The 11,699-nt window shown below is 59.7% G+C and carries 9 protein-coding genes; 6 read left to right on the top strand and 3 right to left on the bottom strand.

Annotated elements, in window-relative coordinates; translation table 11 throughout:
• Positions 1–2: 2 nt before the first annotated feature.
• The gene (locus ACA052_RS08550; RefSeq protein WP_497649259.1) at positions 3–662 is read right to left on the bottom strand and encodes a GntR family transcriptional regulator; all 660 of its coding nucleotides are present in this window, start codon (positions 660–662) and stop codon (positions 3–5) included.
• A 268-nt stretch (positions 663–930) separates the two neighbouring features.
• Here ACA052_RS08550 and xdhA point away from each other — a divergent pair, with 268 nt between their 5' ends.
• From xdhA to guaD, 4 genes are all read left to right on the top strand, one after another.
• A complete protein-coding gene (xdhA, locus tag ACA052_RS08545; protein WP_497649258.1) occupies positions 931–2,385 on the top strand; it encodes a xanthine dehydrogenase small subunit in 1,455 nt (484 codons plus the stop codon).
• Positions 2,378–4,777, top strand: a complete 2,400-nt coding sequence (gene xdhB / locus ACA052_RS08540) for a xanthine dehydrogenase molybdopterin binding subunit (RefSeq protein WP_497649257.1) — start codon at positions 2,378–2,380, stop codon at positions 4,775–4,777. Before xdhA ends, xdhB begins: the two co-directional genes overlap by 8 nt.
• A gap of 69 nt (positions 4,778–4,846) precedes the next feature.
• Complete coding sequence (gene xdhC / locus ACA052_RS08535; RefSeq protein ID WP_497649256.1) at positions 4,847–5,692, top strand: xanthine dehydrogenase accessory protein XdhC; 846 nt, start codon at positions 4,847–4,849, stop codon at positions 5,690–5,692.
• 8 nt (positions 5,693–5,700) lie between these two features.
• A complete protein-coding gene (gene guaD / locus ACA052_RS08530; protein ID WP_497649255.1) occupies positions 5,701–7,005 on the top strand; it encodes a guanine deaminase in 1,305 nt (434 codons plus the stop codon).
• Between the two features lie 150 nt (positions 7,006–7,155).
• On the opposite strand, the gene ACA052_RS08525 is transcribed toward guaD, so the two are convergent.
• Positions 7,156–7,920 carry a GntR family transcriptional regulator gene (locus tag ACA052_RS08525; RefSeq protein WP_497649254.1) on the bottom strand — a complete coding sequence of 255 codons (765 nt, stop codon included), beginning with the start codon at positions 7,918–7,920 and terminating at the stop codon, positions 7,156–7,158.
• A 329-nt stretch (positions 7,921–8,249) separates the two neighbouring features.
• Here ACA052_RS08525 and ACA052_RS08520 point away from each other — a divergent pair, with 329 nt between their 5' ends.
• Positions 8,250–9,440 (top strand): benzoate/H(+) symporter BenE family transporter, encoded by a 1,191-nt coding sequence (locus ACA052_RS08520; protein WP_497649253.1) that lies wholly within the window; start codon positions 8,250–8,252, stop codon positions 9,438–9,440.
• 138 nt (positions 9,441–9,578) lie between these two features.
• On the opposite strand, the gene ACA052_RS08515 is transcribed toward ACA052_RS08520, so the two are convergent.
• Positions 9,579–9,923, bottom strand: coding sequence for a YggL family protein (locus ACA052_RS08515; protein ID WP_259501363.1), 345 nt, complete (start codon positions 9,921–9,923; stop codon positions 9,579–9,581).
• A gap of 232 nt (positions 9,924–10,155) precedes the next feature.
• On the opposite strand from ACA052_RS08515, the gene dacB reads away from it, so the two are divergent.
• Positions 10,156–11,616, top strand: a complete 1,461-nt coding sequence (gene dacB / locus ACA052_RS08510) for a D-alanyl-D-alanine carboxypeptidase/D-alanyl-D-alanine endopeptidase (protein WP_497649252.1) — start codon at positions 10,156–10,158, stop codon at positions 11,614–11,616.
• The last annotated feature ends 83 nt before the right edge of the window (positions 11,617–11,699 follow it).

Below are 11,699 nucleotides of genomic sequence, written 5' to 3'. Positions count from 1 at the left end.
GCTTAAGCGTCCGTCAGGGCAGAGACCACCAGATCGCAACTGCGCTGGGCGTAAGCCGTCAGCACCACGCGGATCTGCGGAAAGTCACGGGCGATCACGGCGGCGAGCAAACGCTCGAACAACTCCAGGAACTCGCTCATCTCGGCCTTGCGCTGTTCCAGGGCGAGGAAATACGCGCGGCTCATGGCCGGCTGCAGATTCTCGACGGTTTCCTGCAAGTACGGGTTGTTGGCGAACGGATACGCGGCGCGCATCACATTGAAGCTGTCGTCGACGAAGGTGCGAATGTCCTGACGCTCGTAGCTGGCGGCCAGGCGCTGCTGGATCTGCACGAACGGCGCGAGGTCGGCCTGCACCTGCCAGTGGGAGGCCACGGCGTTACCCAGCAAGATATAGAGTTCGCTCATCAGCGTGCACAGGCTCTGCACTTTATGCGCAGTGAGTTCGGTCACGTGGGCGCCGCGTCGCGGCAGGATCGCGATCAGGTGGCGGCGTTCGAGGATCAGCAGGGCTTCACGGACCGAACCGCGGCTGACATTGAGGGCCAGCGTGACCTTCTGTTCCTGGATGCGCTCCCCGGGCTTCATTTCGCCGCGAATGATGCGTTCGGCAAGGTGGTGAGCGATTTGCTCGGCGAGGCTGTCCGGCGCCTTGAACGTCATGGTTGTCCTTAAAACTCTTTCGATCTGCACAGGCGGCGCAGTGTATCGCACATGAGGGGTCATGGCGGAGTGCCCACTCGGCGGTTTTTGGCACGATTCAAGCAAAAAAGCAGGCTATCCCGTGAGGGTCAATACTAATGGAACACGTTGTTGATCGCGAAAACGTTATTTCCTGACCTTTAAGTCAGAAAATCATTGACCGAAAAGTCAGACCTGATAAATTCAGTTCAAAGCGGTTAACAACAATAATGAGTCTGCGAGGCCTTCCGTGATCCAGTTTTTACTAAACCAGGAACTCCGTAGCGAGCACGCCCTGGACCCGAACCTGACCGTGCTCAATTATCTGCGCGAGCATGTGGGCAAACCCGGTACCAAAGAAGGCTGCGCCAGCGGTGACTGCGGCGCGTGCACGGTGGTGGTCGGCGAGCTGCAAACGGATGACGATGGCCGCGAACACATTCGCTATCGCAGCCTCAACTCGTGCCTGACGTTCGTTTCGTCGTTGCACGGCAAACAACTGATCAGCGTCGAAGACCTCAAGCACCAAGGCGAACTGCACAGCGTGCAGAAAGCCATGGTCGAGTGCCACGGCTCGCAATGCGGTTTTTGCACCCCAGGCTTCGTGATGTCGCTGTTCGCGCTGCAAAAGAACAGCGATCAACCGGACTCACATAAAGCCCACGAGGCCTTGGCCGGCAACCTCTGCCGCTGCACCGGTTATCGACCGATCCTGGAAGCCGCCTCGCAGTCCTGCTGCGGCAAGCAACCGGACCAGTTTGACGCTCGCGAAGCAGACACCATCGCCCGCCTGAAAGCCATTGCCCCTACCGACATCGGTGAACTCAACAGTGGCGACAAACGCTGCTTGGTGCCGCTGACCGTCGCCGATCTGGCCGACCTCTACGACGCTTATCCACAGGCCCGCCTGCTGGCTGGCGGGACCGATCTGGCGCTGGAAGTCACGCAATTCCACCGCACGCTGCCGGTGATGATTTACGTCGGCAACGTCGCCGAAATGAAGCGCATCGAGCGTTTCGACGATCGCCTGGAAATCGGCGCCGCGACCGCCCTCTCCGATTGCTATGACGCGCTGAAAACCGAATACCCGGACTTCGGCGAATTGCTGCAACGCTTCGCTTCCCTGCAAATCCGCAACCAGGGCACCCTCGGCGGCAACATCGGTAACGCCTCGCCGATTGGTGACTCGCCACCGCTGCTGATCGCCCTCGGCGCGCAAATCATCCTGTGCAAAGGTGAAACCCGCCGCACCCTGGCGCTCGAAGATTACTTCATCGATTACCGGGTCACCGCGCGTCAGGAAAGCGAGTTCATCGAGAAGATTATCGTGCCGCTCGCCAGCGCCGAACAATTGTTCCGCGCCTACAAAGTGTCGAAACGTCTGGACGATGACATTTCCGCAGTCTGCGCCGCCTTCAACCTGCGCATCGACAACGGCGTGATCGCCGATGCCCGCGTGGCGTTCGGCGGCATGGCAGCAACGCCCAAACGCGCCAAGAGCTGTGAAGCGGTTTTGCTCGGCGCCACCTGGAACAACGCCACCGTCGAACGCGCCTGCGCCGCACTGGCCGAAGATTTCACGCCGCTCTCGGACTTCCGCGCCAGCAAGGAATACCGCCTGCTCAGCGCACAGAACCTGCTGCGCAAATACTTCATCGAACTGCAAACGCCGCACATCGAGACTCGGGTGACCGCTTATGTCTAATCATCACGCTGTAGAGAAGACCCAAGCCGAACTGGCTGAACTGTTCGCCAAGGACCTGACCACCGGCGTCGGCCGCAGCGTCAAGCACGACAGCGCCGCCAAGCATGTGGCCGGTGAAGCGCAGTACATCGACGACCGGCTGGAATTTCCGAACCAGTTGCACGTTTACGCACGGCTGTCGGACCGCGCCCATGCGAAAATCATCAGCATCGACACCACGCCGTGCTACGCGTTTGAGGGCGTGCGCATCGCCATCACCCACGAAGACGTGCCGGGCCTGAAAGACATCGGCCCGCTGCTGCCGGGCGATCCGCTGCTGGCCATTGATGACGTGCAATTCGTCGGTCAACCGGTGCTCGCCGTTGCCGCGAAAGATCTGGAAACCGCGAGAAAAGCCGCGATGGCCGCGATCATCGAATATGAAGATCTGGAGCCGGTACTCGACGTGGTCGAAGCCCTGCGCAAACGCCATTTCGTGCTCGACAGTCACACGCATCAACGCGGTGATTCTGCCGGTGCCTTGGCGACTGCCGAACATCGCATCCAGGGCACGCTGCATATCGGCGGCCAGGAACACTTCTACCTCGAAACCCAGATCTCTTCGGTGATGCCGACTGAAGACGGCGGCATGATCGTCTACTGCTCGACCCAGAACCCCACCGAAGTGCAGAAACTTGTCGCCGAAGTGCTCGATGTGTCGATGAACAAGATCGTGGTCGACATGCGCCGCATGGGCGGTGGTTTTGGTGGCAAGGAAACTCAAGCGGCCAGTCCGGCCTGCCTGTGCGCAGTCATCGCGTACCTCACCGGCCAGCCGACCAAGATGCGCCTGCCGCGTGTTGAAGACATGCTGATGACCGGCAAGCGTCACCCGTTCTACGTCGAGTACGACGTCGGCTTCGACAGCACCGGACGGCTGCACGGTATTGCCCTGGAACTGGCCGGCAACTGCGGGTGCTCGCCGGACCTCTCGGCGTCGATTGTCGATCGCGCGATGTTCCACGCTGACAACTCGTACTACCTGGGCGACGCGACCATCAACGGTCATCGCTGCAAGACCAATACCGCGTCGAACACCGCGTACCGTGGCTTCGGCGGCCCGCAAGGCATGGTCGCCATTGAAGAGGTCATGGATGCGATTGCCCGGCATCTGGCCCTCGATCCGCTGGCGGTGCGCAAGGCCAACTACTATGGCAAGACCGAGCGCAACGTCACGCATTACTACCAGACCGTCGAGCACAATATGCTCGAGGAAATGACCGCCGAACTCGAAGAAAGCAGCCAGTACGCCGAGCGCCGCGAAGCGATTCGTCGCTACAACGCCAACAGCCCGATCCTGAAAAAAGGCCTGGCGCTGACCCCGGTGAAATTCGGCATTTCCTTCACCGCCAGCTTCCTCAACCAGGCCGGTGCGCTGATCCATATTTACACCGACGGCAGCATCCACCTGAACCATGGCGGCACCGAAATGGGCCAGGGGTTGAACACCAAAGTCGCGCAGGTCGTGGCCGAAGTGTTCCAGGTGGAAATGGACCGTGTGCAGATCACCGCGACCAACACCGACAAAGTGCCGAACACCTCGCCGACAGCGGCGTCCAGCGGTGCCGACCTCAACGGTAAAGCAGCCCAGAACGCGGCTGAAATCATTAAGACGCGCTTGGTCGAATTCGCCGCGCGCCACTACAAAGTCAGCGAAGAAGACGTCGAATTCCACAACGGTCATGTGCGGGTCCGTGATCACATCCTGACGTTTGAAGCGCTGATCCAGCAGGCGTATTTCGCCCAGGTCTCGCTGTCGAGCACCGGCTTCTACAAGACCCCGAAAATTTTCTACGACCGCAGTCAGGCTCGTGGTCGTCCGTTCTACTACTACGCCTTCGGTGCGGCGTGCTGCGAGGTGATCGTCGACACCCTGACCGGCGAATACAAGATGCTGCGCACCGACATTCTTCACGACGTTGGCGCCTCGCTGAACCCGGCTATCGACATCGGCCAGGTCGAGGGCGGTTTCATCCAGGGCATGGGCTGGCTGACCATGGAAGAACTGGTGTGGAACAACAAGGGCAAATTGATGACCAACGGCCCGGCGAGCTACAAGATTCCAGCCGTCGCCGACATGCCGCTGGACCTGCGGGTGAAGCTGGTGGAAAACCGCAAGAACCCGGAAGACACGGTGTTCCACTCCAAGGCTGTAGGTGAGCCGCCGTTCATGTTGGGCATTGCGTCGTGGTGTGCGATCAAGGACGCCGTGGCGAGTTTGGGCGACTACCGGCATCAACCGAAAATCGACGCACCGGCGACACCGGAGCGGGTGTTGTGGGGCTGTGAGCAGATGCGGCAGTTGAAGGTGGCGAAAGCTGCCGAGGCTGAGCCGGAGTTGGCTTCGCTCTAAGACCGAGGTGCGGCCATTCGACTTGCTCGCGAAGACGGCTGAACAGACAACAAAGATGTCGAGGTGAATATGTACAACTGGATCGACGCCCTCGCCGACCTGCAATCCCAGGGTGAAGCCTGCGTGCTGGTGACCATCATCGAAGAGCTCGGCTCCACGCCGCGCAATGCCGGTTCGAAAATGGTCATCAGCGCCACCCAGACCTTCGACACCATCGGTGGCGGGCATCTGGAATACAAAGCCATGCAGATCAGCCGCGAGATGCTGGCCAGCGGCAAACAGGACACACACCTGGAGCGCTTCAGCCTCGGCGCCAGCCTGGGTCAGTGCTGTGGCGGCGTGACCGTGTTGCTGTTCGAACCGATGGGCCAGGTCCAGGCACAGATCGCCGTGTTCGGCGCCGGCCACGTCGGTCGCGCATTGGTGCCGTTGCTCGCCAGCCTGCCCTGCCGGGTGCGCTGGATCGACTCGCGGGAAGATGAATTCCCGGAGCAGATCCCACACGGCGTGCGCAAGATTGTCAGCGAAGAACCGGTAGACGAAATCGATGAGCTGCCTGTGGGCAGCTACTGCATCGTCATGACCCACAATCACCAGCTCGACCTCGAACTCACCGCCGCGATCCTCCAGCGCAACGACTTTGCTTACTTCGGCCTGATCGGTTCGAAGACCAAACGGGTGAAGTTCGAACACCGCTTGCGTGACCGTGGTTTCGACAGCAGCGTGCTGCAACGCATGCGCTGCCCGATGGGCATCGGCGAAGTCAAAGGCAAGTTGCCTGTGGAAATCGCCATCTCCATCGCCGGCGAAATCATCGCCACCTATAACGCGAATTTCGGCCAGCAGACTGCCAGCGCCGGATCATCGATTGCCAAGCTGCTGCCTGCTTCACGCCGCAGCCAAGCCTCTAATTGAGAACCCTCATGCCTCTGACTCGCAAAGCCTACCGCGCCGCTATCCTGCACAGCATCGCCGACCCCGCCGAAGTGGGCATCGAAGCCTCGTACGAGTATTTCGAAGATGGCCTGCTGGTGGTCGATAACGGCCAGATCAGCGCGCTCGGCCACGCCAGCGACTTGCTGCCAACGCTGCCGGCCGACATCGAAATCACGCAGTATCAGGACGCGCTGATCACCCCTGGCTTCATCGACACCCACATTCACCTGCCGCAAACCGGCATGGTCGGTGCCTATGGCGAGCAGCTGCTGGACTGGCTCAACACTTACACCTTCCCCTGTGAAAGCCAGTTCGCCGACAAGGCTCACGCTGACGAAGTCGCGGGCATTTTCATCCAGGAACTGTTGCGCAACGGCACCACCACCGCGCTGGTATTCGGCAGCGTGCACCCGCAATCGGTGAACTCGTTCTTCGAGGCGGCCGAACAACTGGACCTGCGCATGATCGCCGGCAAAGTGATGATGGACCGCAACGCGCCGGACTACCTGACCGACACCGCCGAATCCAGCTACGTCGAAAGCAAGGCGCTGATCGAACGCTGGCACGGCAAGGGCCGCTTGCATTACGCGGTCACCCCGCGCTTCGCTCCGACCAGCACCCCGGAACAACTGACCCTCGCTGGCCAGTTGCTGAGTGAATATCCGGATCTGTACATGCAGACCCACATCAGCGAAAACCTGAAGGAGGTCGAGTGGGTCAAGGCACTGTTCCCGGAGCGCAAGGGTTACCTCGACGTCTACGATCACTACCAGTTGCTGGGCGAACGCTCGGTGTTCGCCCACGGCGTGCACCTGTGCGACGACGAGTGTGCGCGACTGGCAGAAACGGGTTCGGCAATTGCCTTCTGCCCGACCTCAAACTTCTTCCTCGGCAGCGGGTTGTTCAACTTGCCGATGGCCGAGAAGCACAAACTGAATGTCGGCCTGGGCACTGACGTCGGGGGCGGCACCAGTTTCTCGCTGCTGCAGACGTTGAACGAAGCGTACAAGGTCATGCAGATGCAAGGTGCGCGACTGAGCCCGTTCAAATCGCTGTACCTGGCGACACTGGGCGGCGCCCGTGCGCTGCGCCTGGAAGACAAGATCGGCACGCTGCAACCGGGCACCGATGCGGACTTCCTGGTGCTGGATTACAACGCCACGCCGCTGCTGAGCTATCGCTTGAAGCAGGCCCAGAACATTGCCGAGACGTTGTTTGTGTTGATGACGCTGGGGGATGACCGGACGGTGCTGCAGACGTATGCGGCGGGGAATCAGGTGCATCAGCGCTAGGGTTTACCGGGAAAAAAAATCCCCCGCAGCTTTACAGCCCGGGGGATTTTTATTGCCTGTCAGATTGCCAAAAGATCGCAGCCTTCGGCAGCTCCTACAGGGGGAATGCGTCCACCTGTAGGAGCTGCCGAAGGCTGCGATCTTTTGATGTCAGAGTTTGGCTACAGGTCGCCCTGGCTTCTTGGTCTGCAACAAATGCGAGAACACCGCATGCAAATCATCCGACGCACTTTCTTCGTCGAGGTTGAGTTTGCTGTCGATGTGATCCATGTGATGCATCATCAGGTTTACCGCCAGCTCACCGTTGCGCGCTTCGATCGCATCGATCAACTGGGTGTGTTCGTCGTAGGAACAGTGCGAACGGTTGCCACTTTCGTATTGGGCAATGATCAACGACGTCTGGGAAACGAGGCTGCGCTGGAAGCTGATCAGCGGGGCATTCTTTGCCGCTTCGGCCAGTTTCAGGTGGAACTCGCCCGACAAACGGATACCGGCACCGCGATCGCCACGGGAGAAGCTGTCGCGCTCGTCGTTGACCATTTGTCGCAATTCGGCGATCTGCTCGGCGGTGGCGTGTTGTACCGCCAATTCGGTAATCGCCCGTTCCACCAGTCGCCGCGCCAGGAACACCTGACGGGCCTCTTCAACGCTAGGGCTAGCGACAACAGCGCCGCGATTAGGTCGCAGCAGCACCACGCCTTCATGGGCCAGGCGCGACAGCGCGCGGCGAATGATGGTGCGACTAACCCCGAAAATTTCCCCCAGCGCTTCTTCGCTCAACTTGGTGCCGGGCGCCAGGCGCTGTTCGAGGATGGCCTCGAAGATATGCGCGTAGACAATATCGTCCTGGGTACCGCTGCGGCCGGCTTTGCCTGCTCGCGGTTGTTTCTTGAGGGGCTGCAACTGTTCGTTCATGGGCACTCGAGTCGGGAGAACTGCGGCGAATTGACCGTGACTGTAATACGGCACAGTGGGTCGCTGGCAAGTATCGCGTAAAAAACACGTCGATTGTACACAATGGATGGTGGCAACACGACTGTACGGCTGTTTGTCGCCTCTGCTGTATCGCAACGGTCCGTTACATTTGAGTTTAGGCTTGAACCCAGATTCCGCCGCAACGCGATCCCTGTAGGAGCTGCCGAAGGCTGCGATCTTTTGATCTTGATTTTTTTTAAGATTAAAAGATCGCAGCCTTCGGCAGCTCCTACAGGGAACCGCGACATCTTATAAGGAACACCGCTGTCATGAACGACGCCACGCACACGCTGCTTCGCCCCCTGGCCGACACGTCACCCTCGGCTATCGTCGCCGGGTTCATCGCGATGATGACGGGCTACACCAGCTCTCTGGTGTTGATGTTCCAGGCCGGGCAAGCGGCGGGCCTGACCAGCGGGCAGATTTCGTCGTGGATCTGGGCGATTTCGATTGGCATGGCGGTGTGCTCGATCGGCTTGTCCCTGCGTTATCGCACACCGATCACCATTGCCTGGTCGACACCCGGCGCCGCGTTGCTGATCACCAGCCTGGGCGGCGTGACCTACGGCGAAGCCATCGGCGCCTATATCACGTGTGCGGTGCTGGTGACTATTTGCGGCCTGACCGGCAGCTTTGAACGGCTGGTGAAAAAAATTCCGGCTTCTTTGGCCGCCGCCCTGCTGGCGGGGATTCTGTTCAAGATCGGCAGCGAGATTTTCGTCGCGGCGCAACACCGCACCGCGCTGGTGCTGGGGATGTTCTTCACCTATTTAGTGGTCAAGCGCCTGACGCCGCGTTATGCCGTGCTGGCTGCGCTGCTGGTCGGAACAGCCTTGTCCGGTTTCATGGGGCTGCTCGATTTCAGCGGCTTTCATCTGGAAGTGGCGACACCGGTGTGGACCACGCCGCACTTTTCCCTCGCCGCGACCATCAGCATCGGCATCCCGCTGTTTGTGGTGGCGATGACCTCGCAGAACATGCCGGGCATCGCCGTGCTGCGTGCCGACGGCTACACCGTGCCGGCCTCGCCGCTAATCACCACCACCGGCATCGCCTCGTTGCTGCTGGCGCCGTTCGGCTCCCACGGGATCAACCTGGCGGCCATCAGCGCGGCGATCTGCACCGGGCCACATGCCCACGAGGATCGCAACAAACGCTATACGGCGGCCGTATGGTGCGGGATTTTCTACGGGATTGCCGGGGTGTTCGGCGCGACGTTGGCGGCGTTGTTTGCCGCACTGCCTAAAGAGTTGGTGTTGTCGATTGCGGCGTTGGCGTTGTTTGGCTCGATCATCAATGGCTTGAGCATCGCCATGAGCGAAGTGAAGGAACGGGAAGCGGCGCTGATCACGTTCATGGTCACGGCGTCGGGGCTGACGCTGTTTTCCATTGGTTCGGCGTTTTGGGGGATTGTGGCGGGGGTGTTGACGTTGGTGATCTTGAATTGGCGTAAACGCTGAAAAACGCAGCCTCGTTTCACTCGACAGCTGCTACATGGAATGCGATTTCCTGTAGCAGCTGTCGAGTGAAACGAGGCTGCGTTCTTTTTATTTTCATAAAAAAAACGGCGACCCGTGGGTCGCCGTTTTTTTACAACATCAAGCTACCGGATTGATCGGCTTTTCCGGGTACCAGACGTCGAGCAGCGGGCTGACGGTTGCTTCGGTCAGTTCGCTGCGGCCTTTGAGCCAGGCTTCAACAGCGGCACGCTGCTCTTCGGAAACCGAGCCACGCTTCTGCAGGCAAACCAGACCGAAGTCGTCGCCGCCAACATAGCCCAGACCGTTGGCTTCCATGGCTTCTTTCAGGAACGCGTCGAGGAAAGCATCAATGGCTTCATCGGCCAAATCTTCTTTGAAATCCAGGTTCAGTTCGAAACCCAGCTCTTGAAATTCATCGACGCACAGTTTTTTGCGCAGACGCTGGGAACGGTTAGTCGCCATTGGAACAATCCTCATAAGTAATAACGGGCGGCACTTTAGCAGTTTAAGCCGGCAATTGCCCGAATCTCTGGGCTTCTGGGCCTACCATCGGTAAAAAATAGCGTATTAGAGGGCCAGGGCACGGCACAAGCCGCTACACCTTGGGGCATAATGCCGACACTTTCGTGACCACTGAGGGAATTTATCTTCATGCCCTCGTCTTTTTCCCCTCGGCTGTAGGGTTTTATTTCCGATGATCAAATCTTTGCGTCCATTATTGCTGGCCGGTTTTCTTCTCCCTCTGGCCCTTCCCGTCTGCGCTGACCCTATCAATACCGCCCTGTCGCCCAACGTTGAAAAAGCCCTCAAGGCCAGCAAGCTGCAGGACAACGCCCTGTCGCTGGTGTTGATCCCGCTCACCGGCCCTGGCACCCCAACCGTTTTCAACGCTGACGTCTCGGTCAACCCGGCGTCGACCATGAAACTGGTCACCACGTATGCGGCGCTGGAAATGCTCGGCCCGAACCACCAGTGGAAAACCGAGTTCTACACCGACGGCACCCTGAGCGGCGGCATTCTCAACGGTAACCTCTACCTAAAGGGTGGTGGCGATCCGAAGTTGAACATGGAAAAACTCTGGCTACTGATGCGCGACCTGCGCGCCAATGGCGTGACGCAAATCACCGGCGACCTGGTGCTGGACCGCAGTTTCTTCGTACAGCCTCAACTGCCGGAGTTCAACGACGACGGCAATGACGAGAACAAACCGTTCCTGGTCAAGCCTGACTCACTGATGGTCAACCTCAAGGCATTGCGCTTTGTGGCGCGCAACGACAATGGTCGGGTGCTGATCTCGGTCGAACCACCGATTGCCACCATCAACATCGAAAACCAGGTCAAGGCGATCAACTCCAAGCAATGCACGGGCGGCGTGCGTTACAACCCGGTGACCCAGGCCGATGGCAGCGTGACCGTGACCGTTGGCGGTCAGTTGGGCGATGGCTGCAGTTCGCAGACCTACCTTTCGCTGCTCGACCATGCGACCTACACCGCGGGCGCCGTGCGGGCGATCTGGAGGGAATTGGGTGGCAGCATTCAGGGCAAGGATCGTCTGGCGCCGACGCCGAGCAATGCCAAGGTCTTGGCTCGGGCCTTCTCGCCGGACCTTGCGGAAATCATTCGTGACATCAATAAATACAGCAATAACACCATGGCTCAGCAGCTGTTCCTGAGCCTGGGCCAGAAATTCCGCACCGACGCCGACGGTGACGATGCCAAGGCTGCCCAGCGCGTGGTGCGTCAGTGGCTGGCGAAGAAAGGCATCACCGCGCCGCACCTGGTGATGGAGAACGGCTCCGGCCTGTCCCGCGCCGAACGTGTCAGCGCCCGTGAAATGGCCGCGATGCTGCAAGCCGCGTGGCACAGCCCGTACGCCGCCGAGTTCATCAGTTCGATGCCGATTGCCGGCACCGACGGCACCATGCGCAAACGCCTGAAGACCACCGCGATGCGCGGTGAAGCCCATGTCAAGACCGGCACCCTGAACACCGTGCGGGCGATTTCCGGCTTCAGCCGCGACGTCAACGGCAATACCTGGGCGGTGGTGGCGATCCTCAACGACAAGGCACCGTTTGGCGCGTCCTCGGTGCTGGATCAAGTGCTGCTGGATCTGTATCGCCAGCCGAAACTGCCGACTACGGCTTCTGTGTTGTGAGCCTTTGAAGTCAAAAGATCGCAGCCTTCGGCAGCTCCTACAGGGAATGCGTTCCCCTGTAGGAGCTGCCGCAGGCTGCGATC

The sequence above is a fragment of the Pseudomonas sp. LBUM1644 genome (assembly GCF_059716195.1).
This window is presented reverse-complemented; position numbering and strand designations above follow the sequence as displayed.

Bases quoted from the DNA above. Each gene is read 5' to 3' on its own strand.
- ACA052_RS08550 (WP_497649259.1), bottom strand. From the start codon at position 662: ATGACGTTCAAGGCGCCGGACAGCCTCGCCGAGCAAATCGCTCACCAC.
- xdhB (WP_497649257.1), top strand. From the start codon at position 2,378: ATGTCTAATCATCACGCTGTAGAGAAGACCCAAGCCGAACTGGCTGAA.
- xdhC (WP_497649256.1), top strand. From the start codon at position 4,847: ATGTACAACTGGATCGACGCCCTCGCCGACCTGCAATCCCAGGGTGAA.
- guaD (WP_497649255.1), top strand. From the start codon at position 5,701: ATGCCTCTGACTCGCAAAGCCTACCGCGCCGCTATCCTGCACAGCATC.
- ACA052_RS08525 (WP_497649254.1), bottom strand. From the start codon at position 7,920: ATGAACGAACAGTTGCAGCCCCTCAAGAAACAACCGCGAGCAGGCAAA.
- ACA052_RS08520 (WP_497649253.1), top strand. From the start codon at position 8,250: ATGAACGACGCCACGCACACGCTGCTTCGCCCCCTGGCCGACACGTCA.
- ACA052_RS08515 (WP_259501363.1), bottom strand. From the start codon at position 9,923: ATGGCGACTAACCGTTCCCAGCGTCTGCGCAAAAAACTGTGCGTCGAT.
- dacB (WP_497649252.1), top strand. From the start codon at position 10,156: ATGATCAAATCTTTGCGTCCATTATTGCTGGCCGGTTTTCTTCTCCCT.